This window comes from Halofilum ochraceum (assembly GCF_001614315.2).
GTDB lineage: Bacteria > Pseudomonadota > Gammaproteobacteria > XJ16 > Halofilaceae > Halofilum > Halofilum ochraceum.
Genome location: NZ_LVEG02000011.1, coordinates 50412 through 74701, shown reverse-complemented (window position 1 = coordinate 74701; position 24290 = coordinate 50412). Strand labels below are relative to the sequence as shown.

Annotated in this window: 22 protein-coding genes and 1 riboswitch; of the genes, 13 read left to right on the top strand and 9 right to left on the bottom strand. The window is 66.6% G+C overall.

Annotated features, from left to right (window positions below):
• The first annotated feature begins 848 nt into the window (after nt 1-848).
• Together bioF and ppk1 are read left to right on the top strand one after the other, a co-directional pair.
• Nucleotides 849-2027 carry an 8-amino-7-oxononanoate synthase gene (gene bioF, locus A0W70_RS11420; RefSeq protein WP_070989272.1) on the top strand — a complete coding sequence of 393 codons (1179 nt, stop codon included), beginning with the start codon at nt 849-851 and terminating at the stop codon, nt 2025-2027.
• 95 nt (nt 2028-2122) lie between these two features.
• Nucleotides 2123-4246, top strand: coding sequence for a polyphosphate kinase 1 (ppk1, locus tag A0W70_RS11415; RefSeq protein WP_070989271.1), 2124 nt, complete (start codon nt 2123-2125; stop codon nt 4244-4246).
• Nucleotides 4247-4558: 312 nt separating this feature from the next.
• Here ppk1 and A0W70_RS11410 read toward each other — a convergent pair whose 3' ends face one another.
• From A0W70_RS11410 to A0W70_RS11395, 4 genes are all read right to left on the bottom strand, one after another.
• Complete coding sequence (locus tag A0W70_RS11410; RefSeq protein WP_070989270.1) at nt 4559-6064, bottom strand: Ppx/GppA phosphatase family protein; 1506 nt, start codon at nt 6062-6064, stop codon at nt 4559-4561.
• Nucleotides 6065-6160: 96 nt separating this feature from the next.
• The gene (locus tag A0W70_RS11405) at nt 6161-6928 is read right to left on the bottom strand and encodes a substrate-binding periplasmic protein (protein WP_175443110.1); all 768 of its coding nucleotides are present in this window, start codon (nt 6926-6928) and stop codon (nt 6161-6163) included.
• A 224-nt stretch (nt 6929-7152) separates the two neighbouring features.
• Nucleotides 7153-7827 (bottom strand): RadC family protein, encoded by a 675-nt coding sequence (gene radC, locus A0W70_RS11400; RefSeq protein WP_070989269.1) that lies wholly within the window; start codon nt 7825-7827, stop codon nt 7153-7155.
• Nucleotides 7828-8378: 551 nt separating this feature from the next.
• Nucleotides 8379-9572 (bottom strand): class I SAM-dependent methyltransferase, encoded by a 1194-nt coding sequence (locus A0W70_RS11395; protein ID WP_070989382.1) that lies wholly within the window; start codon nt 9570-9572, stop codon nt 8379-8381.
• A 94-nt stretch (nt 9573-9666) separates the two neighbouring features.
• Here A0W70_RS11395 and A0W70_RS11390 point away from each other — a divergent pair, with 94 nt between their 5' ends.
• A complete protein-coding gene (locus A0W70_RS11390) occupies nt 9667-10425 on the top strand; it encodes a pteridine reductase (protein ID WP_070989268.1) in 759 nt (252 codons plus the stop codon).
• The gene (locus A0W70_RS11385; protein ID WP_070989267.1) at nt 10422-10889 is read left to right on the top strand and encodes a GNAT family N-acetyltransferase; all 468 of its coding nucleotides are present in this window, start codon (nt 10422-10424) and stop codon (nt 10887-10889) included. The genes A0W70_RS11390 and A0W70_RS11385 overlap by 4 nt, the downstream gene beginning before the upstream one ends.
• 15 nt (nt 10890-10904) lie before the next feature.
• Here the strand turns inward: A0W70_RS11385 and folK are convergent, their stop codons facing one another.
• Nucleotides 10905-11444: a 2-amino-4-hydroxy-6-hydroxymethyldihydropteridine diphosphokinase gene (gene folK / locus A0W70_RS11380; RefSeq protein ID WP_245675873.1), complete on the bottom strand. Its 540-nt coding sequence runs from the start codon at nt 11442-11444 to the stop codon at nt 10905-10907.
• Nucleotides 11428-11784, bottom strand: a complete 357-nt coding sequence (gene folB / locus A0W70_RS11375) for a dihydroneopterin aldolase (RefSeq protein ID WP_070989265.1) — start codon at nt 11782-11784, stop codon at nt 11428-11430. Before folB ends, folK begins: the two co-directional genes overlap by 17 nt.
• Nucleotides 11785-12008: 224 nt before the next feature.
• On the opposite strand from folB, the gene rpmB reads away from it, so the two are divergent.
• Both rpmB and rpmG read left to right on the top strand, forming a co-directional pair.
• Nucleotides 12009-12245 carry a 50S ribosomal protein L28 gene (rpmB, locus tag A0W70_RS11370; RefSeq protein ID WP_070989264.1) on the top strand — a complete coding sequence of 79 codons (237 nt, stop codon included), beginning with the start codon at nt 12009-12011 and terminating at the stop codon, nt 12243-12245.
• A gap of 10 nt (nt 12246-12255) precedes the next feature.
• The gene (rpmG, locus tag A0W70_RS11365; RefSeq protein WP_070989263.1) at nt 12256-12411 is read left to right on the top strand and encodes a 50S ribosomal protein L33; all 156 of its coding nucleotides are present in this window, start codon (nt 12256-12258) and stop codon (nt 12409-12411) included.
• A gap of 488 nt (nt 12412-12899) precedes the next feature.
• Here rpmG and A0W70_RS11360 read toward each other — a convergent pair whose 3' ends face one another.
• Entirely contained in the window at nt 12900-14219 is a 1320-nt protein-coding gene (locus A0W70_RS11360; RefSeq protein WP_070989262.1) for a glycine cleavage T C-terminal barrel domain-containing protein, read from the bottom strand.
• Nucleotides 14220-14436: 217 nt separating this feature from the next.
• Nucleotides 14437-14633: riboswitch (cobalamin riboswitch) on the bottom strand.
• Between the two features lie 147 nt (nt 14634-14780).
• Between A0W70_RS11360 and A0W70_RS11355 the strand changes: the two genes are divergently transcribed.
• Together A0W70_RS11355 and A0W70_RS11350 are read left to right on the top strand one after the other, a co-directional pair.
• Nucleotides 14781-15659, top strand: a complete 879-nt coding sequence (locus A0W70_RS11355; protein WP_083330968.1) for a UDP-2,3-diacylglucosamine diphosphatase — start codon at nt 14781-14783, stop codon at nt 15657-15659.
• Nucleotides 15656-16696 carry a glycosyltransferase family 4 protein gene (locus tag A0W70_RS11350; protein WP_070989261.1) on the top strand — a complete coding sequence of 347 codons (1041 nt, stop codon included), beginning with the start codon at nt 15656-15658 and terminating at the stop codon, nt 16694-16696. The genes A0W70_RS11355 and A0W70_RS11350 overlap by 4 nt, the downstream gene beginning before the upstream one ends.
• Before the next feature lie 333 nt (nt 16697-17029).
• Here the strand turns inward: A0W70_RS11350 and A0W70_RS11345 are convergent, their stop codons facing one another.
• The gene (locus A0W70_RS11345; RefSeq protein WP_175443109.1) at nt 17030-18226 is read right to left on the bottom strand and encodes a DesA family fatty acid desaturase; all 1197 of its coding nucleotides are present in this window, start codon (nt 18224-18226) and stop codon (nt 17030-17032) included.
• Nucleotides 18227-18435: 209 nt separating this feature from the next.
• Between A0W70_RS11345 and A0W70_RS11340 the strand changes: the two genes are divergently transcribed.
• The 5 genes from A0W70_RS11340 to mutM are packed head-to-tail and all read left to right on the top strand — an operon-like array spanning nt 18436 to nt 23241.
• Nucleotides 18436-19383 (top strand): ABC transporter ATP-binding protein, encoded by a 948-nt coding sequence (locus A0W70_RS11340; protein WP_070989379.1) that lies wholly within the window; start codon nt 18436-18438, stop codon nt 19381-19383.
• The gene (locus A0W70_RS11335) at nt 19380-20138 is read left to right on the top strand and encodes an ABC transporter permease (RefSeq protein WP_070989260.1); all 759 of its coding nucleotides are present in this window, start codon (nt 19380-19382) and stop codon (nt 20136-20138) included. Before A0W70_RS11340 ends, A0W70_RS11335 begins: the two co-directional genes overlap by 4 nt.
• Nucleotides 20139-20150: 12 nt before the next feature.
• Complete coding sequence (locus A0W70_RS11330) at nt 20151-21518, top strand: GldG family protein (protein WP_070989259.1); 1368 nt, start codon at nt 20151-20153, stop codon at nt 21516-21518.
• Nucleotides 21519-21530: 12 nt separating this feature from the next.
• Nucleotides 21531-22376: a hypothetical protein gene (locus A0W70_RS11325; RefSeq protein WP_070989258.1), complete on the top strand. Its 846-nt coding sequence runs from the start codon at nt 21531-21533 to the stop codon at nt 22374-22376.
• Between the two features lie 49 nt (nt 22377-22425).
• Complete coding sequence (mutM, locus tag A0W70_RS11320) at nt 22426-23241, top strand: bifunctional DNA-formamidopyrimidine glycosylase/DNA-(apurinic or apyrimidinic site) lyase (protein ID WP_070989257.1); 816 nt, start codon at nt 22426-22428, stop codon at nt 23239-23241.
• 373 nt (nt 23242-23614) lie between these two features.
• Here mutM and A0W70_RS11315 read toward each other — a convergent pair whose 3' ends face one another.
• On the bottom strand, nt 23615-24286 hold the full coding sequence (locus A0W70_RS11315) for an Lcl C-terminal domain-containing protein (RefSeq protein WP_070989256.1): 672 nt from the start codon (nt 24284-24286) through the stop codon (nt 23615-23617).
• Nucleotides 24287-24290: the final 4 nt, after the last annotated feature.

Below are 24290 nucleotides of genomic sequence, written 5' to 3'. Positions count from 1 at the left end.
GCCATTGTCAGTGGATGTGGTTGATCCGGGCTCGACGTTTTTCACGCAGAGCGCGCGGAGCGACGCAAAGGCGCGAAGACGGCAAAGGAAGGACCGCACAGGTCGGGATGCAAGCAAGGAGAGGCGCAGAATCCCGGCACATCGCAGGCCCGGTGGGCATCATGGCGTGAGCACCCGTGGGAACGGCGCCATCGCGAGCAAGCTCGCTCCTACAGGAGAATTTGCACCGCGGTGGCAGGATTCATGCAGGAGCGAGCTTGCTCGCGATGAACATCCCCGGCGTCCGAGGCCGATACCACATCAACAAGGCCCCACGCGGATCACGCAGTCCCCACAGGAATCGGCCACCGGTTTCCCCTCCCCCGTCTGGCGCGCCGAGCATCGCAGCGAGCGCCGGACCAGGCCGCGAAGCGGGACTCGCCAGGACGGCGAGTCCGCGCAGTCGGCACACGGACGTGCCGTCTGCGCGCCCCGGCTGTCGCGAGAAGCACAGGGGCACCCCGCTGTGATCGGCCCGGTTACTGGTGCGGCATGGCCGAGCGGTGAGGCATCACGGTCTTCCCGAAGCAATCAGGATTCCCGGCCGATCGCAGCGGGGCGCGCCAGCCAGGGCACGCTTTCTTTGCTTCCTTTCTTTTCGTGCAAAAGAAAGGAAGTCGCCCGCGGCCAGCGGGCGAAACCCGAACCACATCGCCAGCCGGCACGAGCCGGAAACGATACCGCCGTGGGGGCGGTAGAAAGGCTGTTCACGCCGACACCGTGTGTCGGGCTAAAGCCCGACCTACGCCCGTATCAATGCCCGTGTCAGCGCCCTGGACAGCCGCCCGGCCACGCTGACCAAAACCACCATGCGTGACCTCAAACCCGCTCTCGACAAGCGCCGGGAAGACCGCCTGTACCGGGCCCGACGGGTTGCAGAGTCCGCCCAGGGCCCGGAAATGGTCCTGGACGGCGAACGCGTCATCACCTTCTGCAGCAACAACTACCTCGGCCTCGCCGGCGACGAGCGGATCGCCAATGCGCTGGCCGAAGCCGCCCGGCAGTGGGGCGCGGGCAGCGGCGCGGCCCATCTGGTCAACGGCCATGCACGGCCGCATCACGAACTCGAGGACGCCCTGGCGGCCTTCACCGGCCGCGAGCGCGCCCTGCTGTTCTCGACCGGTTACATGGCGAATCTGGGCGTCGGCACGGCGCTGCTGGCGCGCGGGGACTGCGCCTTCGAGGACCGCCTGAACCACGCCTCCCTGATCGACGCCGGGTACCGGCCGCATGTCGGCTTCCAGCGCTACCGCCATAACGATGCCGCCGATCTCGACCGGCGGCTCGCACGCGTGGAGTCCGAGGAAAAACTGGTCCTCACCGACGGCGTGTTCAGCATGGACGGCGACATCGCCCCGTTGCGCGACCTCGCGGGCGTCTGCGGGCGTCACGATGCCCGCCTGGCGGTCGACGACGCCCACGGGATCGGCGTGCTCGGTGAAGGTGGGCGCGGCAGCGTGGCCGCGGCCGGCCTGTCGGCGGCCGAGGTCCCGGTGCTGGTGGGCACCCTCGGCAAGGCCTTCGGCACGGCGGGCGCCTTCGTGGCCGGCGACAACGACCTGATCGAGACGCTGATCCAGTCCGCGCGCACGTATATCTACACCACGGCAACCCCGCCGGCCGTCGCCGCGGCGACGCTCGAAAGTCTCCGCATCGTCGAGGCGGCGGACGACCGCCGGGCGCGGCTGACCGGTCTGATCGATCGTTTCCGCGCCGGAATCGCCGAGCTCGACGCCGAGCCGATCGACTCGCGCACGCCGATTCAGCCCCTCATCGTCGGCTCGGCCGAACGCGCACTGGCGGTATCCGAGGCCCTGCTGGCCGAGGGGCTGCTGGTCACCGCGATCCGCCCGCCCACGGTGCCCCCGAACACCGCCCGCCTGCGCGTCACGCTTTCGGCAGCCCATGAGGAGGCGCACGTCGACCGGCTGCTGGAGGCGCTGCAGCGCCACCTGGCGGGCCATGCGGGGAGTTCGGTTACTCTCTGAGCGAACTGCCCGCCCGGCCCACCAGCAATGCCATTGTCATAAAACGTCCATCTCGCGCGCGCTATACTGGTGGCGTACGCCACAGGAGTTCCCCGATGGGAGAGGCCCCCGCCCGCATTGAACAGCCACCCGCGACCGAGTGGGATCCCCAGGACCCCGCTCTCTTTATCAATCGTGAACTGAGTCTGCTCGAGTTCAATCACCGGGTGCTGGAACAGGCCAAGGACACGACCAACCCGCTGCTCGAGCGGCTTCGGTTCCTGTGTATCTCCAGCACCAACCTCGACGAATTCTTCGAGATCCGGGTCGCCGGGCTGATGCAGAAGGCCGAAGTCGGCGCGATCCAGGTCGGCGCCGACCAGATGCAGCCAACGGAGGTCCTCGCGGCGATCGGCGAGCGCGCCCATGAGCTGGTCGACGAGCAGTATCGGGTGCTCAACGACATCCTGATCCCGCAGCTCGCCGACGAGGGTATTCGCTTCGTCCGCCGCAGCGAGTGGACCGAAGATCAGGAGCGGTGGCTGCGCAATTATTTCGAGAACGAACTGCTGCCGGTGATCAGCCCAATGGGACTCGACCCGGCGCACCCGTTCCCGCGCATCCTGAACAAGTCGCTGAATTTCATCGTTTCGCTGCGGGGGAAGGACGCCTTCGGGCGCAGCGGCGGCACCGCCATCGTGCAGGCGCCCCGCGCCCTGCCCCGCGTCATCCAGCTGCCGCCCGGCGAGGAGGGCAACGGCTGCCACGACTTCGTCTTCCTGACCTCCGTCATCCACACCTTCGTCGAGCAGCTCTTCCCCGGCATGCGCGTGCGCGGGTGCTACCAGTTCCGCGTGACGCGCAACTCCGACCTGTTCGTCGATGAGGAAGAGGTGGACGATCTGCTGCTGGCGCTGGAAGGCGAGCTCGCCTCGCGGCGCTACGGCGACGGCGTGCGCCTGGAGATCGCCGACAACTGCCCGGACGACATGGCGGACTTCCTGCTGCGCAAGTTCGAGCTGGGGCGGGACTCGCTGTACCAGGTCAACGGGCCGGTCAATCTCAACCGCCTGCTCGCGGTGTACGACCTGGTCGACCGTGCGGACCTGAAGTACCCGCCGTTCCAGCAGTCGGTGCCGACCGGCATGCACCCGAACGCCAGCATCTTCGACACGATCGCCCGGCGGGACGTCCTGCTGCACCACCCGTTCGACTCATTCACGCCGGTACTGGACTTCCTGCGCCAGGCAGCGGCCGATTCGAAGGTGCTGGCGGTCAAACAGACCCTGTACCGTACCGGTCCGGACTCGCCCGTCGTGGATCAGCTCGTGGCGGCCGCGAAGGCCGGCAAGGAGGTCACGGTCGTGGTCGAACTGCGGGCGCGCTTCGACGAGCAGGAGAACATCACGCTCGCCAACCGCCTGCAGGAGGCCGGCGCGCATGTCGTCTACGGCATCGTCGGCTACAAGACCCACGCCAAGATGATCCTCGTCGTGCGCCGCGAGAAACGCGGACTGCGCAACTACATCCATCTCGGCACCGGCAACTACCACACGAAAACGGCCCGCGCGTATACCGATTACGGCCTGCTCTCCTCGAACCGGGCCCTCGGCCAGGACGTGCACAACATGTTCCTGCAGCTCACCAGCCTGGGCCGGGTACCGGAGATGAACCGGCTGCTGCACGCGCCGTTCACGCTGCAGTCGGGCCTCCTGGATCGGATCGCCGCCGAGCGCGACCGGGCGGTCGCGGGCGAATCCGCGCGCATCATCGCCAAGCTGAACGCGCTGGTGGAGCCGAAGATCATCACCGCGCTGTATGAGGCGGCCGCCGCCGGCGTGTCGATCGATCTGATCGTGCGCGGAATGTGCTGCCTGCGTCCCGGGGTCGAAGGCATCTCGGAGAACATCCGGGTGCGTTCGATCGTCGGCCGGTTCCTGGAACACACCCGCGTCTACTATTTCGATAATGGCGGCCAACCGCAGGTCTGGCTCTCCAGCGCCGACTGGATGGAACGCAACTTCTTCCGCCGGGTCGAGACCTGCTTCCCGATCGAGAACCGGCGCATCCGTGAACGCCTGGTGCGGGAACTGGAATCCTACCTCGCGGACAACACCCAGGCATGGCTGCTGGCCTCGGACGGCCGCTATGAACGCGCCGTCCCGGCCGCCGGCGAAGAACCCTACGGCGTCCAGCAGGCCCTGCTGGCCGAAGCCGCCGAGAGCCTGCAGAACCCGTAGGCGAATTCCATTTGAACGCGTCCCGGGCGGCCGGGCGACGTCGAAAAAGTCTGTCTCACGCAGAGCCGCGGAGCGCGCGGAGAACGACAGGGCATAGCACCAAGCCTTACGCGAGTGTAGGTCGGACTTCCAGTCCGACACGTCAACGCCTCCGTTCTGTCGGACTGGAAGTCCGACCTACACCTGAAAATCCGCCCTGCAGCTTCTTCCTTCTTCTTTCTCTGTGCGCTCCGCGGCTCTGCGTGAGGCCGAATTTTCTTTATGTTCACTGACCACCCGGCATCTCGGCGGGATACCGCTTATCAGTCTGCATCAATCCCCATTATCCCAATCGAGCGTAAAGCCACCATTCTTCAGCAGTCCGGCCTCTTCAGCGAGATCGGCGCGCGTCAGTGGATGCTCGGCGAGCCAGCCCGGCGGGAAGCGCAGGTGGACGTCCGTGCCGTCGACCTCGATACCGATCGGCGGCAGCGGTGTCGCGCGGCGGCCGCGATGGAGCACCGCGGCGATGCGCAACAGGACCGCCAGGCGCGCCAGACGCTCGCCGTCCTCCTCGCCGAAGGCGGCGAACTGGCCGACGGGAAACTTGCGCCGCCACGCACGAATCAGCGTGGCGAGCTGCAGCTGCTCGGCGCGTGCAAAACCGGCGAGATCCGTGTTCGCGGCGATGTAGGCGGCATGCTTGTGGCAGGAGGAATGCGCGATATCGAGCCCGATCTCGTGCAAGCGCGCGGCCCACTGGAGCAACCATCCGGCTTCATCGTCGAGCGCCCACGCGCCGCGGGCCTGATCGAAGAGTTCGGCCGCCACCGCGAGGACGCGCTCGGCCTGGGCGGGATCGGCATGAAAACGCGCGGCCAGGCGTTCGACGCTGGCCGCGCGCGGATCCACATGGTCGAGGCGCCCGGGCAGGTCGACGAGGATGCCTTCACGCATCGCGCCGTCGGCCACGCGCATCTCTTCGATGCCCAGTGACTCCATCGCGGCCCGGAGGATGGCCACCCCACCGGGGAAGACCGGGTGACGTTCCGGCTTGACGCCGGGGAGTTCGAGCCGGTCGATCGAGCCGGCCTTGAGCATCGATTTGCGCAACCCCTCCAGGCCGTCACGGGTGATCGTGCCATCCGTCCAGCCCGACTCTTTGAGGGTCGTCGCGACCGCCTTGATGGTCCCCGAGGCCCCGAGTGCCGCCTCCCAGGCGAGGTCGCGGAAGCGACTCTCGATCGGCTCGATCTCGATCCGCGCGGCCATCTCCGAACGATCGAAGGCCTTGCGCGTCAATTTTCCGTCGGCGAACCAGGCATGGCTGTGGCCAACACAGCCGATATGCAGACTGGCTTTGTGCAGCGGTTCCAGGCCTTCGCCGACAATGAACTCGGTGGAACCGCCGCCGATATCGATCACCAGACGCCGGCCATCCTGAGCGAGGCTGTGCGAGACGCCCAGGTAGATCAGGCGCGCCTCTTCCATGCCTGAGACGATCTCGATGCGATGGTTCAGCGCCGCCTCGGCCGCCCGGATGAAATCGCCGCTGTCGCGCGCCTTGCGCAGCGTATTCGTTCCTACCACCCGCACGTTGCGCGCGGGTATCTCGCGCAGGCGCTCGCCGATCTTCGCCAGACAGTCGAGCGCCCGTTCGCGCGCATCCGCGGACAGGTGATTGTCCGCGTCCAGCCCCGCCGCCAGCCGAACCATCTCGCGCAGGCGGTCGACCACGACGAGTGAGCCGTTCGATTCCCGCCGCGCGATCACGAGATGGAAACTGTTCGAACCGAGATCCAGGGCCGCGAAGGTATCGGCGTGCTCGACGGAATCCAAAGCGCCTCCAGACGGCGGGTCGGTTGCGCCAGTATACCGCTATGGAGCGACCATCGGTGGAAGCCCGGCGATGGGCCGTCGGTCAGGCGGCAGGTGTCAGGATCCCTCGACGCCGAAGCGTTCGATAATCTCGTCGTAGCGCCCGTTCTCGCGGATGGCTTCAAGGCCTTCGTTGAATTCCTCGATCAGGGTCTCCGGATTCTCGATCGCGCGCGAGGCCATAAGATACAGGCCACTGGATTGCAGCGGTGGATCGAGAAATACCGCCTGGTCCGGATCGAAGCCTTCGTCCGCGGCGATCTGACTGAAGCGGTCGAAATTCATCGCGATCATGTCGATACGCCCCGCGTACAGCTTGCGGACGTTCAGTACGTTGTTGTCGGCGGCCTCCTTATCGAGGTAGTCGGCATTATCGAACTCGTCCGTGGTCGCCCAGCCTCGTCCATAACCGATGGTGTACTCCGACAGATCCCGCAGTTCTCCGTACGAGTTGACGTCCAGATCCTTCAGGGCGACCAGGCCAACGCTGGTCGTGTAGATGCGATCACTGGCAATGTAGGTTTCGGCGCGCTCGTCGGTGTAATACGCGCCCATCAGCACATGCCGGTCACCCTGACGGACCTCGAGCATGGCTCGCGCCCAGGGCATGAACTCGAGTTTCGCCTCATGCCCGGCGGCCCTGAAGGCCGCCCTCGAAATCTCGCTGATGAACCCGTCGTCCTCGAGCCCCGGATCGTAGAACGGGGCCCACGGGACCGTGCACATGACGACGCGTCGGGCCTCCGCGGCGGTAGCCGCAAAGGCCAGAGTCAGCGCGACCAACAGGGCCGTCCAGACGGACGTTCCACTTTTCGCAGAAATCATTCGACACTCCCTTGCTTTCAGTCCCCCGGTACCGGCCGCGCGAATCACGACCGCGGTTGACGGACGACCACATCGGGTTGTGCTTTGCATTATTTCCAGGCTAGCGGACTCTGTACATGGCCACAATCATTGATCGATTGGTTTTTCTGCTTTTTCGATCAATTTTCCTTATCGATAAGATCGATTAAAGGCGGGGCACGCGGTACACAAGGTCGGATCAGCGGTCAGATCAATCCACGTTCGGCAAAGGAAACGGGCTCGCCGTCACCGATGATCAGGTGATCGAGAATCCGTATGTCCACGAGGCCAAGTGCATCGCGCAGCCGCTCGGTAAGGCGTCGGTCGGCGCCGCTCGGCTCGGCCACGCCGGAGGGATGATTGTGCGTCAGGATCACGGCCGCGGCGTTGTGGCCCAGCGCGGCCTTGACCACCTCGCGCGGATAGACGCTCGCGCCATCGATCGTGCCGCGGAAGAGTTCCTCGAAGGCGATGACGCGATGACGGTTGTCGAGGAACAGGCAGGCGAACACCTCGTACGGCCGATCACGCAGTCGCGCGGCCAGGTAGCGCCGGGTCGCCGCTGTGGAGGTGAGCGCCTCGCCGCGCAGCAGCTCCTCGTCGAGATGACGCCGGCCCATCTCGAGCGTCGCCTGCAGCTGGGCGTACTTGGCGTCCCCCAGGCCAGGCCGCTCGCAGAAGCTCAGGCGGTCCGCCGCCAGCAGCGGTCGCAGACCGCCGAAGGCCTCCAGCAGTTCACGCGCCAGATCGATCGCCGTGCGCCCGGCTCTGCCGGTGCGCAGGAAGATCGCAAGGAGTTCGGCATCGGAGAGCGCGGCGGAACCGCGTGCCAGCATTTTCTCCCGCGGACGCTCGGCCGCGGGCCAGTCCGTGATCGCCATGGTGACATCCTGTCGTTGTTGATCCCGGGCGCAGTATAGCCGGTTGGATCCGTGCATCACACGGTGATTGGTGGCGCTTCTGGATGCCGTGCAATAGCGGTTCTCGCCAAGGCGCAAAGGACGCAAAGGAGCGCAAAGGAATGACAAAAAACGACAAAGGCGATATCACGCAGAGCCGCGGAGTTCGCTGAGAAAGGCAGGGAATAACGCGGGATGTTTTCTGCAGGCACGCGGCCTCAAGCGGGTGTGGGTCGGACTTCCAGTCCGACAGGGCGGAGCCTTCGACGCGTCGGACTGGAAGTCCGACCTACACCAGCTGCTCCTTGGCCCTTGGCCCTTGGCCCTTGGCCCTTGGCCCTTGGCCCTTGGCCCTTGGCCCTTGGCCCTTGGCCCTTGGCCCTTGGCCCTTGGCCCTTGGCCCTTGGCCCTTGGCCCTTGGCCCTTGGCCCTTGGCCCTTGGCCCTTTGCGCGCTCCGCGGCTCTGCGTGATCTCGCCTTTTCTTCGCGCCCCTTTGTGCCCTTCGCGCCCTGGCGAGAACCCCAACCCACCTTCACAACCGCCGCGAGAGGTCGCGCTGCGAGAAGCCGGTCAGGGTGTGGTCGAGGCCCTTCGAGAAGCCGATGACGTTGAATTTCTCGCCCATCTCGCCGGGCAGGGTGAGCCGTTTGATGGCCTGCGAGGCCAGCATGCGTTCGCGGTCGTCTTCGGACGCGAGCGCGCTTTCGGCGACGGATTCGAGGCCCGTGGCGAACAGGAACTGGGCCTGGGGCGTGAATCCCTCCAGTTCGAAACCGGCCGCCGTGGCGGCCTCGGTCACGGCCGTGAAATCGACGAAGGCGGTGATATCGTCGAGCCCGGGCCAGTCGTAGGGATCGTCGTGCGCCCGATGCGCGCGGGTGCACACGAGCGTGCCCATGTGCCGTTCGGGCAGATAGTACTCACTGCGGACGTAGCCGTAATCGACGAGCAGTACGGCGCCCCGCTGGACACTGCCCGCCAGCCCGTCGAACCAGCCGCCATAGGCGGTCTGGATCTCGGAGACATAGCCGTGCGGCAACGGGCGGCCCAGATCGGCCTCGACGCGCGCGATCGATTGCGCCAGTTCGCCGGGTGCGGGACGCCAGCTGTCGGCGAAGCCGGAATCGTTCACGACCGTGCAGCGCTGCTCCGGTCCGCGTTCACCGATCCGGAAGCCCTCGACCGGCAGCGCATCGAGCAGTTCGTTGGCGATCACCACGCCCTCGAACGGCTCGGGCCACGCCTGCAGCCACTCGACGCGGTCCGTAAGGGCCGGCACCCGCTGCCGGATCGTTTCGTACTGGGCCTGCTGCAGCGCGGGACTCGGCTCCAGGATCCGGTAGCGACCGGGCAGCGCCGCGAGGCGGTCCAGCTCGGCGAGGATCTCGGCGGCGAGCACGCCGCTGCCCGCACCCGGCTCGAACACATCGCCGCCGCCGAGCTCCGCGAGGACTTCGGCGCATTGGCGCGCCAGGCAACGTGCGAACAGCGGCGACACGGTCGGCGCGGTGATGAAATCGGCGGCCTCGGTCAGCTGATCGCTCCCGGCGGCGGCGTAGTAGCCGAGGCCGGGCGCATAGAGCGCGAGTTCCATGTAACGCCGGAACGGGATGTTCCCGCCAGCGCCCTCGATCTCGGTGCGGATGACTTCCGCAAGGCGTGCGCTGTGTTGCTGTGCCGCGGCCGAAGGCGTCGGCATCCCTTCGTCGGCATCACGCGAAGACATCATCGTTTTCCCATGGTGTGACTGTACCCGCAGGCAGTATGGTCGTGCCTCGAAACCGGCATGTGGCGGGCAGCCAGGAACGGAGGAGTACGGGATGGCGCAGAATAACGGGGCCGCGCTCGCGGGCCAAACGGCACTGATCACGGGCGGCGCGCGCCGCATCGGCGCGCGCCTGGTACGGGCGCTCCATACGGCCGGCGCCGACGTCGTGATCCACTGCCGCCGGTCCCGCGAGGCGGCCGATGAACTCGCGGCGGCGCTCGACGCCGAACGTCCCGGCTCCGCGGCCGTGGTGACCGGTGACCTGCTCGATCCCGATGCCTGCGAACAGGTGGTCGAGGCGGCCCGGGCCACGCATGGGCGTCTGGACATCGTCGTGAACAACGCCTCGACTTTTTATCCGACCCCGGTGGGCACGATCACCGCCGCCGCGTTCGATGATCTGATCGGCAGCAACCTGCGCGCGCCCACCTTCGTCGCACAGGCCGCCGCACCGGCGCTGCGCGAGACGGGCGGCTGCATCGTCAATATGGCCGATATCCATGGTCAGCGGCCCCTGGCCGACCACCCCGTCTACTGCGCGGCGAAGGCGGGGCTGATCATGCTGACGCGGACACTGGCGCGGGACCTTGCCCCCGAGGTCCGGGTCAACGCGATCGCGCCGGGGTCCATCCTGTGGCCGGAAGGCCCCGGGGGCGACGATCCCGGGACCCGCGCAGCCGTGCTCGCGGCGACCCCGCTCGCCCGCCAGGGCGATCCCGATGATATCGCCGCCGCCCTGCGTTACCTCGTCGGCGACGCGCCCTTCGTAACCGGCCAGATCCTCGCGGTCGATGGCGGCCGCGGCCTGTGAGCCGGATCCGCGCATACCGGGCAGTTGACGCACCGGCACTCGCGCGGATGTTCCGCGCCGCGATCCACTCGACGGCGGCGGGCATCTACCGGCCCGAGGCCCTTGCCGCGTGGGCCACGGCCGCCGACGAGGAAACCGCATTCGGCGCTCGGTTCGCCCGCGGCGTCACGCGGGTGGCGGAACGCGCCGACCGGACACCGGTCGCCTTCGGTCAGCTGGACCCCGAGGACCGGATCGCGATGCTCTACACCGACCCGGATTCCGGCCGGCACGGCTGGGCGTCCGCGATCTGCGATGAACTCGAAGCGAGTGCGCGGCGCGCCGGTACCACTTGCCTGTACACGGAGGCGAGCCGCGCGGCCAGGGCGTTTTTCGAGGCGCGTGGATTCGAATCGACGGGTGTCGAACGGGTCGAGCGCGACGGCGTCGTCATCGAGCGCTATCGGATGCGCCTCATCCTCTGAGGGGGCTGGCCGCCGCTACCGGCCCACCTCGGGCGGCACCAGGCCGTCAGGCGCGACCGGCTGGAGGTCATCGGCACCGATGCCGTCGAAACGGGCCCATTGGGCCGTCAGTGGGTCGCCATGGACGGGATGTTCCAGATCGCCGGCGAGTTCCGCCAGCGGGGCGAGGACAAACGCGACGCGGTCGATCTCCGGGCGGGGCAGCACCAGCTTGCCTTCGCGCAGGATCCTTGAACCGAACAGGAGCAGATCGAGATCGAGCGTTCGCGGCGAGAATTTCGGCTGGCTGCGATCGCGCCCGAACGCGTCCTCGATGCCGTGCAGCGCCGCGTAGACGTCGAGCACGGGTTCATCGCTGTCGAACGCGGCGACACAGTTGTAGAAATCTTCGCCCTCGAAGCCCACCGCCGGGCACTCGTAGATCGTGGATACCGCCAGCGGGCCGAAGCGTTCGCGCAGGGCGCGCAGGCCACCGGGCAGATTGCGCTCGCGGTCCACGTTGGTGCCGACGGAGATGTAGACGCGCTCGATCACCAGGTCAGCCCCGCTCGCCACGCTCGATGACGACGCCGACATCCCGAGCGCCACGGATCGCGCCCGGTTTGGAGACGGTCACCTTGACCCAGGACACGCCGAACTCCCCACGCACGATGCCCGCGATCTCCTCGGCGAGGGTCTCGACCAGCTGGTAGGAACTCGCACTGACGAAGTCGATCAGCCGCTTGGAGATGCTCTTGTAGTCGAGCGCGTCCTCGATCGAATCGCTCGCGGCGGCGCGCGCGATGTCGGCGGCCATCTCGAGATCGATGTTCACGACCTGGCGGGTCGTTCGCTCCCACTCGAATATGCCGATGATGGTCTCGACCCGCAGGTCGCGCAGGAATACCGTACCCATGTGCCCCCCTTCGCAGCGCGCGTAACTATACTGCCCCGGACGGGCTGCAGGCCAGCCTGGGGCGCCGATTCCGGCAACCCCGCGGGCCGCCGATCCGGAATGCCGTTCGAACGCGCATCCGCCACCGATTCAGCCGGATTCGAAATGGCGCTACCCCTTGTCGCAGGGCGGCCAATCGGCTATATTGCGCGGCTTCGCGTCAAACGGACCGAACGGAGTTTCCGATGTCCCGCGTCTGTCAGGTTACGGGCAAGCGGCCGATCACCGGCCACCATGTGTCCCATTCGAATATCAAGACCAAGCGCCGGTTCCTGCCGAACCTGCACAAGCATCGCTTCTGGGTCGAGAGCGAGCAGCGTTACGTGACGCTCCGTCTGTCCCCGAAGGGCATGCGCATCATCGACAAGAAGGGTATCGATACCGTTCTGGCCGATCTGCGCAGCCGCGGCGAGAAGGTCTGAGGAGGCCATCATGCGCGAAAAAATCAAACTGGTGTCGAGCGCCGGGACCGGCCACTTCTACACGACGACCAAGAACAAGCGGAACATGCCGGACAAGATGTCGATCAAGAAGTTCGACCCGGTGGTTCGCAAGCACGTTACCTACAAGGAGACGAAGCTCAAGTAAGCTTCGCCTCCCGTCCGCCTGCGCGGACAGCGATCAAAAAAACCCGGCCTTGTGCCGGGTTTTTTGTGGATATGTGTCACGACCGCTGGTCCGCGGCCCGGTCGCAATACCGAACGACCTTCGGATCGGTGACGCCGTGCAGATAAGGGTTCTCGCCAAGGCGCGAAGGGCGCCAAGGTACGCGAAGGAAGACAGTGGCGGGAAATGGCGAGTAATCGGATTCCGTGTCCGCAAACGGGCGGAAACGAAGGGCACGCAGCCGTGAAGCGAGTGTAGGTCGGACTTCCAGTCCGACACGCCGAAGCCTCCGATCTGTCGGACTGGAAGTCCGACCTACGGCCGATACGGTTCTCTTCGCATGACTCCGAATTTCCTTCGCGCCCCTTGGCGCCCTTAGCGCCTTGGCGAGAACCCTACTGGCACTGAGCCGACAAACGACAAAAGCCGGTGGCCGCCCGCAAGCGGACGGCCACCGGTGTTTTACCCCATCAATAGGCGTATTCGCGGCCTTCGGCCCGGGCGCGTTCGCGGGCGCTCGGGTTCACGGACTCGCGGAAGGGCATCTCGGCGACTACCGCCGGGACCGGATGCCCCGGCATCGGCTGGTACTCCTCGGGCAGCCAAGCGACAAACTCCGTGCCCAGCGCCGCCGATTCGACCGGAACATACGCCATCCCGATATTCGTATTCAGCTCCGGCGAGTACCAGGGCGAGGTGATCCAGCCGCAGGGCTCGCTGTCGGCGTCATGCCCGACCAGCCAGAAATCCGGTGCGTAGTCCTCGATCGGCTTGCCCTCGATCTTCAGCCCCACGAGCTGGTGCGTGAACGGCGGGTTGCCGTTATTCACCTTCTCGCGCGTGGCTTCCAGCGCCTGCTTGCCGATGTAATCCGCCTCCTTGGTCTTCGGCACCATGTGACCGAGATTGCACTGAAAGGGATTGGTCTCGTGATCGAGATCCTGGCCGTAGGACAGGATACCGGCCGCGATCCGACGATGATGGGCCGGCGCGATCACCATCAGGTTGTGCTTCTCACCGGCGGCGCGGATCGCGTTCCAGACCGCCTCGGCATTGAGCGTGGAGTCATAGGCGTAGACCTCATACCCCTTCTCGCCGGAGAACCCGGTCTGCGAGATGATCACGTCCACCCCGTCGATCTGTGCCGCCATGAGCCCGTAATACGGCACTTCGCGCACACCCTCGCCGACCAGATCGGCCATCAGGTCCTCGGACTTGGGGCCTTGGATCTGCAGCGGCGCGACGTCGATCTCCTCAATCGTGACGTCGTAGCGCGCGCCGACGTTGATGCCCTTGAACCAATACGCGAGATCGGAGTCGCTGATCGTGAACCAGAACTCGTCCTGCGAGAGCCGGAGCATGACCGGATCATTGAGGACATGGCCCTCCTCGTCGCAGAGGATGACGTAGCGCCCCTTCATCGAAGGCACACGGGTCATATCCCGCGTACAGACATAGTTGCAGAAGGCCTCGGCATCGGGGCCTTTCACGCGAATGGGACGCTCCACCGCGACGTTCCAGAGCGTGACGTCGTTGACGAGCGCGCGGTACTCGACCATGGCGCCGCCGTCTTCCGGACGGACGTAGCCACGCGGGTGATACATGCGGTTGTAGACCGTCGCGCGCCAGCAACCCGCCTCGACGGAAAGGTGCCAGTAGGCGGACTTGCGCACGCGGTTGGAGATCAGCATGCGGATACCGGGATCGCCGGTCTGGCGCAGGTTGATCGGGACATTGCGATCGCTCTGGTCGATCGAATGCTGGTAATTGACGTTGGACTGACTGGACATGATGCAGGACTCCTCGCCCGTTGCCTGTGACCCGGATGCGGGCTGCGGGAGAGAAGGGTCGAACAGCGCAGTGTTGCGAATGACGGACCTACCGGTCTACCGGATCAACGGGCTGGAGTCCCGTTGCGCCGCCGGCCGAGCCGATTGCCATTGCACGCTGCGCAGACGCCGCCGGGACACCCCGCCCGCTCGGACTTGCACTGCCGGATACCCGCCTGGGCACCCCTGATCGATGGCAGGTTTCCTGGCTCGCGGGTCGTCGCTTTCCGTCCGCCTTCCCGGGGATATCCCAGTGGCACGTAGACGGGAAACTCACCGCATACAGTTGCGGGGGCAGCTCCGGCCGGGCCATATAGCCTTCCGGATTCCCTATTCCCGCGCCTTGACGCGGGCACCATCGACAATCAAACGGTACGCCGACCGGCGCCCGTGCCTGCGTTCCACGCACGACGCCGCATTTATCGCCTGCGACATCGCCTCATAACCGTGCGACCAGCACTGTCATCGAAAGTTCACGCCGGTGTCATCGACGCTTCAAGGGCGGCTGTTTCCCTGCGTCCCATGAACAGCACCGCCGACACCGTACTGCGGGAAGTCCTTTCGGAACCGGATGCCGTCGATGCATCAACCCGATCGACCGGAACGGCTGACAACACCGGCAGCGGCCGCGAGCGGGTACGCACCATCTGGCTGTCGGATCTCCATCTGGGCACGAAGGGCTGCCGTGCCGACGCCCTGATCGCGTTCCTCAAGCAGCACGACTGCGAAACCCTGTACCTCGTCGGGGACATCGTCGATGGATGGCGCCTGAAATCCCGGATCTACTGGCCGCAGTCGCACACCAACGTGATCCGCCGGGTCCTGACCAAGGCCAAACGCGGTGCCCGGGTCATTGTGGTGACGGGCAACCACGACGAGTTCCTGCGCCGGTACACCGACCTGGAACTGGGCAACATCTCGGTACGCGACGAGGTCGAGCACCGAACCGCTGACGGCCGCCGCCTATTGGTGATCCACGGCGATCAATACGACGGCGTCGTGCAGGCACATCGCTGGCTGGCCTTTCTCGGCGATCGGGGCTATGCCCTGCTGCTGGTGCTCAACCGCTGGTTCAACCGCTTCCGCGAGCGCTTCGGTTACGGCTACTGGTCGTTGTCCGCGCATGTGAAGCACAAGGTGAAGGGCGCGGTGAACTTCATCTTCGAATTCGAGAACGCGGTCGCCTGGGACTGCCGCCGGCGCGGCTTCGAGGGCGTGGTCTGCGGCCACATCCATCACGCCGAGATCCGGGAGGTCCAGGGGATCACCTACCACAACTGCGGTGACTGGGTGGAATCATGCACGGCCCTGGTCGAGCATTTCGACGGCCGTATCGAGGTCCGCCAATGGCTGCAGGTCGACCACGCGACGGAGCACGACGCCGGGGCCGTCAGCGGATGAGGTTCAGTATCATCACCGACGCGTGGTATCCGCAGGTCAACGGTGTGGTCACGACGCTGGCCGCGGTCATCGAATGGCTGCGTGGCGAAGGCCACAGCGTCGACGTGATCGAGCCCGGCGACTTCCGCACGATTCCCTGCCCCGGTTACCCGGAGATCCGGCTCGCGCTCGGCACCCGGGCGTTGCGGCGCCGCCTCGACCGATTCGCCCCGGAGCGCGTGCATGTCGTCACCGAGGGCCCGCTGGGCCACGCGGCCATACGCCACCTGCGCCGCAGGGGCTGGCGGCACACGACGTCATTCCATACCCGCTTCCCCGAATACGTCCAGGCGCGCCTGCCGTTCATCCCCCTCTCCTGGGGATATGCGCTGCTGCGCCGCTTCCACCGCGACGCCGCGGCCACGCTGGTGCCCACCGCGGGCATGGCGCGCGAACTCTCTGGCCGCGGTTTCGGCCACCTGGTCGTCTGGAATCGCGGTGTCGATACGCGTGTATTTTCCCCGGACGCCGCGTTCGAGACGGATCTCAAGAGGCCAATTCACCTGTTCGTGGGGCGCGTCTCGCGCGAGAAAAACATCGAGGCATTCCTCGCCATGGATACCCCGGGCACCAAGGTGGTCGTTGGCGACGGTCCGGACCGCGAGCGCCTGCAAAACACCTGGCCGGATGCGGTATTCCCCGGCTACTGCCACGGCCGTGATCTGGCGGCGTGGTTCGCCAGTGCCGATGTATTCGTCTTTCCGTCGCGCACGGATACCTATGGCGTGGTGATGCTGGAAGCGATGGCGTGTGGCACCCCCGTCGCCGCCTACCCGGTGACCGGACCGATCGACGTGGTGCAGCAGCGCGTTACCGGTTACCTGGACGAGGATCTGGCCCGCGCGGCGCGCAACTGCCTCGACCTCGATGAAGCGGACTGTATCGCCCAGGCACGAGCGAACGACTGGCGGGCTACGGCGCGGTTCTTCCTCGAACACACCGTGCCGGTCAAAGACGCGCTTACTCCCGGCGTGACGGGTGCGCCTGCCGACATCTGAACGCTGGAATCCTGCCGAGCGAACATCGGTTCTCGCCAAGACGCCAAGCGCGCCAAGGGACGCAAAGGAATCGACAAATCAGTAGGAGCGAGCTTGCTCGCGATGGTGCCCGCAGTGCGCCCAAGGGTTCAGATGAGTCGGCTGAAACCACGATGGTCACCGATGATCAATTTTGCAGTCAGCTGCCGTGCGGGCACTATCGCGAGCAAGCTCGCTCCTACAGACTCGCTGCCGTATTGCGCAGTGGCGGTTCTTTGCGTCCCTTGGTGCGCTTGGCGTCTTGGCGAGAACCGATTTTCCTTCCCATCCGCCAAAGCGCATCCATCCGGGGGATCAGTCCGTCTTGAGACGATAGCCGCGCAGGTGCGAGGCGAAGTCCTCCAGCGCCTGGATGCCGGTCTGTTCGGCGCTCGCGCACCAGGCCTGCAGCGACTGAACCAGCTGCTCCTGGGTCACGCGCTTCGAGGCGAACAGCTCCTGTAGACGGCGGCGGTATTCGTACACCGTGTGCAGGCGCTCGTTGGCGCGCAGCGCGCGGTCACGCCGTGCCTTCGCCTGCGCGTCCATCCGTGACTCGTCACGGATCAGGGCACCCTTGGCGCGTTTGAGCAGCGCACGGGTCCCGCCGTCCACGCGCTCGAGTTCGGCCTTCAGGACCGGCAGCGTCACGCTCCGGGCGTACGTCCGCATGACGTGCATGCGCGCGATCACGACGGCTTTGACGGTCTCGAAATCGACCGTCGTCTTGGCGGGATCGACCGTGGGGCTGGGCGCGACCCGCTTGATCTTCGCCAAGCCGAGTGCGGACAGGATTCGCAGATAGAACCAGCCGACGTCGAACTCGTACCAGCGCTGCGAGAACTTCGCCGAACTCGGGAACGCGTGGTGGTTGTTGTGCATCTCCTCGCCGCCGATCAGGAGCCCGAGGGGCGAGAGGTTAGTGGAGCCGTCGGCCGATTCGAAGTTGCGGTAACCGAGGTAATGACCCAGCCCGTTGATGACGCCCGCCGCCCAGAGCGGAATCCACATCATCTGGATCGCCCAGACGGTCATGCCGAGCACGCCGAACAGCGTGAGCGCGAGCAGGCCCATCAGTACGATGCCGCCGATCTCGAAACGCGCGTATACGTTGCGCTCCATCCAGTCGTCGGGCGTGCCGTGTCCGTACTTTTCCAGAGTCTCCTGGTCCTTCGCCTCTTCGCGATACAGCTCGGCACCTTCCAGCAGGACTTTCCAGATACCGGCCTGATGGGGGCTGTGCGGATCCGCTTCGGTCTCCGTGTGCGCGTGATGCTTGCGGTGGATCGCCACCCACTCGATGGTCCGCATGCCCGTGGTCAGCCACAGCCAGAAACGGAAGAAATGGGACACGACCGGGTGCAGATCGACCGAGCGATGAGCCTGGCAGCGATGCAGGTAGATCGTCACCGCGACAATGGTGATATGGGTCAAAACCAGCACGACCGCCACGTAGCCCGCGATGGACAGGTCGAGCAGTCCGGACTCCAGAAGGCGCAGTAATTGATTCATCGATACCTCACGGATGAAAGCAGGGTTCCATCGGGCAGCAAGCCATACGGGATTCGGGGCGTGGGCCGCGCAGTCCCCCCCGCGCAGAGCCGGGCGGCATAATACCATGGAGGCGGGAACCGCTCACGATGCCGGCCACCGGCGCTTGCCGCCGCGACCCCGGAACGTCTATCGTCGCGGACCTGCCGCGTGGCGCCGTTGGACCGAGGATGCCGGACACCACACCACTGATTGACGCCACCGGGCTGTGCCGCGACTACGGGGCATTGCGCGCGGTGGATGCCGTCGATCTGCGGCTCGAGCGCGGGGAGATCGTCGGCCTGCTGGGGCAGAACGGTGCCGGCAAGACCTCGACCATGGACATGCTCTGCGGTGTGCTGGCGCCCACCGCCGGTGCCATCGCGATCGATGGCGTCGATCTGCTCGAATCCCCCCGCACCGCCAAACGCGCACTCGGTTATCTGCCGGAACAGCCGCCGTTATACCCGGACATGAGCGTGCGCGGATATCTCGCCTTTGCCGCCGCACTGCATGGCGTGCCGCGCGCGGGACGCGACGATGCGGCCGACCGGGCGATGTCCCTGTGCGGCCTCACGGAGGTCGCCCATCGCCCGATCGGGAATCTGTCCAAGGGCTACCGCCAGCGGGTGGGGATTGCCCAGGCGATCGTCCATGACCCGGCGGCCATCGTGCTGGACGAACCCACGGTCGGACTCGATCCGATCCAGATCCGCGCCATCCGCGGCCTGATCGCCGATCTCGGCCGGGAGCACGGGATCATCCTCTCGACCCACATCCTGCCGGAGGTCCAGGCGCTGTGCTCGCGGGTCGCGATCATGCATCAGGGCCGCATTCTGCATGGTGGTCCCATGAGCGCATTCACTGACGATTCGGCCATCGAACGGATCACGGTTACCCTGCGCCGCGCCCCGAGAGACGGCGACCTGCGCGCGATCGACGGTGTGACCGGCGTCGAGCACCTCGCCCCGGGGCGCCTGCGGCTGACGCTCGATCCGAAGCGCGACGCACCGGAGCGGTTCGCCGAGACCGCCGTCCATGCCGAATGGGGGCTGCTCGAGATGACGGCGGACCGGGCTTCGCTGGAGCAGTTGTTCGTCGAGCTCACGAGCACGGACATGGCGGAGGTGAACGCATGACGATTCTCACCATCGCCGGCCGTGAACTCGCCGGGCTGTTCCGCTCGCCGACCGCGTGGGTCGTCCTGGCGGCCGCGCAGCTGGTCACCGGTTTCATCTTCCTGCTCCACCTCGAGAGCTATCTCCAGGTGCAGCCGAAGCTGATCGAGTCCGGTGCCGGACCGGGCGTGACCGCCTTTCTGGTGCCACGCCTGTACGGGGCGGCGGCGATGATCCACGTGTTCGCCATCCCTCTGCTGACCATGCAGTTGATCGCCGGCGAACGCCGTCAGGGCACACTGCCGCTGCTGTTGGGCGCACCGGTATCGACGCTGGAAATCATCACCGGCAAATTCCTCGGCCTGCTCGGGATGCTGCTGGCCATGGTGGCCCTGACCGCGCTGATGCCCCTCTCGCTGACCCTGTTCACGGATCTGGACGGTGGGGCGCTGGCACTGGCGATCACGGGACATTTCCTCTTTGTCGCCGGCGCCGGCGCCCTCGGGCTGTGGCTCTCGACTCTCACGCGCGAACCGACCATCGCGGCAACCGCGACACTCGGGATCCTGCTGGCCCTGCTGCTGCTCGGCGAATGGGGTCGCACACTCGGCCCCCCGTGGTCCGCACTGCTTGGCTGGCCCGCGCCGGCGACCCATCTGGACCCGTTCCTGACCGGGTTGCTCGACAGCGCCGCGGCCGTCTTCTTCGTCCTCTTCGCCGGGCTGTTCGTGACCCTCGCGGTCCGCCGGCTCGACAACGATCGCCTGCAGCGCTGAGCCGGAGTATCGATGCGCCTGGACCACCGCAACCGCCGCCGCCTGCGTCTGCAGAACCTGCTGTTCGTGGTGCTGGTATTGGCGTTCGTCGGCATCCTCGCCTGGCTGGCGCAGAGTTGGCGCTATACCGCCGACTGGACCCAGACCGCGCGCAATACGCTGACGACGAAGAGCCATGAGGTGATCGAACTGGTCGAAGGCCCGGTCGAGATGACCGTGTATCTCGGGCCACAACCGGTCACGCGGCGCAGCATCCGCGATCTGGTCGAGCGCTATCGCCGCGCCGGCGTCGACGTGAAGCTCGAGTTCGTGAATCCGGAGACCAACCCGGCCCTGGCCCGGGAGCTTGGCATTCGCCAGGGGGGCGAACTGATCGTGCGCCACGGCGGCCGTGAGGAACGGCTGCAGCGTATCAGCGAGCAAAGCATCACCAGCGCCCTGGCCCGCCTCGCGCGCGATGCGGAACGCTGGGTCGTGTTCCTGGAAGGGCATGGCGAGCGCAAGCCGCACGGCGAGGGCAACGCGGATCTCGGGGGCTTCGGCGAGCGCCTGCGCGAGCGCGGTTTCCGGGTCCAGACGCTGCAGCTGGCGCGCATGCCGCATATCCCCGACAACACCGATCTGCTGGTCATCGCCAGTCCACAATCAGACTACCTGCCGGGCGAACTCGCCCGCGTCCGCCAGTACGTCCAGGCAGGCGGCCATCTGCTTTGGCTGACCGAGCCCGAGCACGGCGATCGCCTCAACGGGCTCGCCGAGGATCTGGGTATACGCCGCCACGAAGGGGTGGTCGTCGACGCCGGGGCGCAGCTTTTCGGCACGGACACGCCGGACTTCGCGGTGATCAGCGACTATGGCGACCATCCCGTCGTCGACGGGCTCGATCAGTTGTCCCTGTTCCCGCAGGCGGTCGCGTTGACACCCAACGCCAGCGGCGGCTGGCGCCACAGCGCGCTCCTGCGCACGCGCGAACAGAGCTGGACCGAGACCGGTCCGATCGAGGGGGAGATCGATTTCGATCGCGATGCCGGTGAGACCCGGGGCCCGCTCACGCTCGGATGGGCCGGCCGCCGCGGACCACCGGCCGAAGGCGACGAACCACCCACCGGCGGGCAGCGCTTCGCCGTCATCGGCGATGGCGACTTCCTCTCGAACGCGTACATCGGCAACGGCGTCAATCTCGACCTCGGCATGCGCCTCGTCAACTGGCTCGTCGGCGACCGCGCCCATATCAGCATCCCGCCCGATGTCGCCCCGGATACGCGGGTCGATCTCTCGCGGACGGCCGTCATCGTGCTCGGTTTCGGTTTCCTGCTGATCCTCCCGCTCGCGCTGCTCACGACCGGCCTGGTGATCGGCTGGCGCCGGCGGCGGCGCTGAGGAGAATCGCTCTTGCGTCTGCGCCGGTCCCTGAACCTCGTCCTGGCCGTCGCCATCGTTGCCGGCGCCGGCGCCGCGTGGTTTGCCGGGCAAACCGACAGCGGACCACCGCCACTCACTACACTCACGCCCGCCGATGTCCAGACGCTGACACTGGCATTCCCGCGCGAAGCACGCGCATCGCTGCGGCTGGAGCGGCGGCGCGACGGCTGGCACGTCACCGAACCGATCGAGCGCGCGGCCCGCGACGGACGCGTCGTGACCGCGCTGACGGTGCTCACGGCCCCGGCACGAAGCTGTTATCCAGTGGCCGAACACGACCCCGCCGAATTCGGGCTGAAGCACCCGCACCTGCGCATGCAGGCGGACGCCTTGACGGTCGAGTTTGGCGATCGCGCCGCTGACGGCCGCCGCTACGTGCGCACGGGCGACCGGTTCTGCCTGCTGCCGGATCAGTTCTGGCCCCTGATGAAACGGGGCCTGGACGGACTGGCGGCCCCCGGCGTACTCGGCACCGGGACCTCGCCGCGACGGATCGCCACGCCGCGCGCCGAGGCACGCTTGAGCGCCGACGGGGAAGCCTGGGACCTCATGCGGGGCAGCGGTGACGCCGGCGCCTGGGCGGCGCGCTGGCGGGCTGCGCGCGCCAGTGGTTTCGTGCTCGATCCCCCCGCTGCCGATCTGGGGCGGATCCGGATCGCGACCGACGGCGCGATCATGGAGTGGCGGATCGCCGCCCGCGAGCCGGCGCTGGTCCTCGTACCCACGGGCGCCGACTACGGGCTCGAGATCGGCGCCGGGGACGCGCAGCGCCTGCTGGCCCCGCCGGCCAACGAACCGGACGCTGAATCGTCCTGACGCGGAGCGCGCCGTAGCGCGGCCCCACTGCCAGAAAGACCAAAAGCCCATGCCCGAACTGCCCGAGGTCGAGACCACCCGACGCGGAATCGCGCCACATATCGAGGGCCGCGCGATCCGGGGCGTCACGGTGCGCGAACCGCGGCTGCGCTGGCCGGTACCGGTCGCGGCGCTGGACGCGCTGACGGGCACAACGGTGACGGCGGTGGAGCGCCGCGCCAAATACCTCCTCCTGCGCACGGCCCGCGGGACGTTGATGCTGCACCTGGGGATGTCGGGCAGCCTCCGTGTCGTGCCACCCGACACACCGGCCGCCATTCACGACCATGTGGACATCCTTTTCGATGGGGATGCGTGTCTGCGGCTGCGGGATCCGCGGCGCTTCGGCTCGGTGCTCTGGTTCGACGCCGACGCGCCCGATCCCGCCCTGCTCGCGGGGCTCGGGCCGGAGCCGCTCGATACGGCCTTCGACGGCGATTACCTCTACGAGCGCTCCCGCGGCCGGCGCCGATCGGTCAAGGATTTCATCATGGACGGCCGGATCGTCGTGGGCGTCGGCAACATCTACGCGGCCGAGGCCCTGTTCGATGCGGGAATCCACCCCGCCCGTGCCGCCGGACGGGTCGGCCGGGCGCGCTACCGGGCACTCGCGCAGGCGATCAAACGGGTACTCGCAGAAGCGATCGAGAAGGGCGGGACCACACTGCGCGACTTCACCAGCGCATCGGGCGCACCCGGGTACTTCCGGATCTCACTCGCCGTCTACGGCCGCGCCGGCGCGCCCTGCCGCCGCTGCGGCACCACCCTGCGCACCCGCCGGCTTGGCCAGCGCGCGACCGTGTACTGCCCGCGCTGCCAGACCTGAATGCCGTGTCACTCGGATTCAATCTTGTGACAGTGGAGGCGTTTTACTGAAGGGTTCTCGCCAAGACGCCAAGCGCGCCAAGGGACGGCAAAGGAAAGACAAAGGCGGATTCACGCAGAGCCGCAGAAGGATGGTGTTCCGTGTCCGAAAACCAGCGGAAGCCAACGGCACGCAGCCCTGATACGGGTGTAGGTCGGACTTCCAGTCCGACACGTCGGAGCCTCCACTGCTGTCGGACTGGAAGTCCGACCTACACCTTATTATTTTTTCTTTCTCTGCGAACTCCGCGCCTCTGCGTGAGATCGCATTTTCTTTATGTTCCTTGGCGCGCTTGGCGTCTTGGCGAGAGAAAAACTCCGCCGAAGGGAGTCGGTTACTCGCCGTCATCCACGTCGCGGACGAGGCGGACCGCTTTCGGGCCGGATTTGAAGTAGTAATAGCTCGCGAGACCGAACTTGAAGTCGGTGTGCCAGGCAAAGTTCGGGTAGTTCGCGTTGGGCTCGGAACTCCAGAACGAGGTAGCCACGGTGTTCGGGAAGTAGGCGGTCTGGATCGCGGGGAAACTGGCCTGATAGTCCACGATCGTGCGCAGTTCGGACCGCGTCGGCATGCGCCAGTCGGTTGCGCCGCACAGGCCCTGTTCGTTCACGGCCTGGACGTAGGCATGGGTGCCGCAGGCGGAGCCGCTGCACTCGCCGCCGTCGCCCGGGCCCGGGGCCCCGCCGTTCTCGTCGGAATCGGGGTTATGCCAGGTATAGGTATTGTTCTGGTCGCGCAGCCCGCCATCGGCCGTCTTCACCTCCCACATCAGACCGGTGACGTTATCCCGCACGCAGGACCAGGGGGTGACGGTATATACCGCATCCTGTTCGGCGAGTGGCTGACCCTGACCGTCGAGCTTCGTGAAATCGAAAATCCCGCCCTCACCGGCAATCCGGCGGATGAGTTCGTCGTCGTCCGCGGCGATCGCGTTGCCGACCGGAGCGGTCAGCAATGCGGCACCGAACAGCAGGGAAATCAGTCGATGAGGGTGATTTTTCGGCATTCTT

Coding starts and splice junctions, on each gene's coding strand:
- bioF (WP_070989272.1), top strand. CDS start 849: ATGCGTGACCTCAAACCCGCTCTCGACAAGCGCCGGGAAGACCGCCTG.
- ppk1 (WP_070989271.1), top strand. CDS start 2,123: ATGGGAGAGGCCCCCGCCCGCATTGAACAGCCACCCGCGACCGAGTGG.
- A0W70_RS11405 (WP_175443110.1), bottom strand. CDS start 6,928: ATGATTTCTGCGAAAAGTGGAACGTCCGTCTGGACGGCCCTGTTGGTC.
- radC (WP_070989269.1), bottom strand. CDS start 7,827: ATGGCGATCACGGACTGGCCCGCGGCCGAGCGTCCGCGGGAGAAAATG.
- A0W70_RS11395 (WP_070989382.1), bottom strand. CDS start 9,572: ATGTCTTCGCGTGATGCCGACGAAGGGATGCCGACGCCTTCGGCCGCG.
- A0W70_RS11390 (WP_070989268.1), top strand. CDS start 9,667: ATGGCGCAGAATAACGGGGCCGCGCTCGCGGGCCAAACGGCACTGATC.
- folB (WP_070989265.1), bottom strand. CDS start 11,784: ATGGGTACGGTATTCCTGCGCGACCTGCGGGTCGAGACCATCATCGGC.
- rpmB (WP_070989264.1), top strand. CDS start 12,009: ATGTCCCGCGTCTGTCAGGTTACGGGCAAGCGGCCGATCACCGGCCAC.
- rpmG (WP_070989263.1), top strand. CDS start 12,256: ATGCGCGAAAAAATCAAACTGGTGTCGAGCGCCGGGACCGGCCACTTC.
- A0W70_RS11360 (WP_070989262.1), bottom strand. CDS start 14,219: ATGTCCAGTCAGTCCAACGTCAATTACCAGCATTCGATCGACCAGAGC.
- A0W70_RS11355 (WP_083330968.1), top strand. CDS start 14,781: ATGAACAGCACCGCCGACACCGTACTGCGGGAAGTCCTTTCGGAACCG.
- A0W70_RS11350 (WP_070989261.1), top strand. CDS start 15,656: ATGAGGTTCAGTATCATCACCGACGCGTGGTATCCGCAGGTCAACGGT.
- A0W70_RS11345 (WP_175443109.1), bottom strand. CDS start 18,226: ATGAATCAATTACTGCGCCTTCTGGAGTCCGGACTGCTCGACCTGTCC.
- A0W70_RS11340 (WP_070989379.1), top strand. CDS start 18,436: ATGCCGGACACCACACCACTGATTGACGCCACCGGGCTGTGCCGCGAC.
- A0W70_RS11335 (WP_070989260.1), top strand. CDS start 19,380: ATGACGATTCTCACCATCGCCGGCCGTGAACTCGCCGGGCTGTTCCGC.
- A0W70_RS11330 (WP_070989259.1), top strand. CDS start 20,151: ATGCGCCTGGACCACCGCAACCGCCGCCGCCTGCGTCTGCAGAACCTG.
- mutM (WP_070989257.1), top strand. CDS start 22,426: ATGCCCGAACTGCCCGAGGTCGAGACCACCCGACGCGGAATCGCGCCA.
- A0W70_RS11315 (WP_070989256.1), bottom strand. CDS start 24,286: ATGCCGAAAAATCACCCTCATCGACTGATTTCCCTGCTGTTCGGTGCC.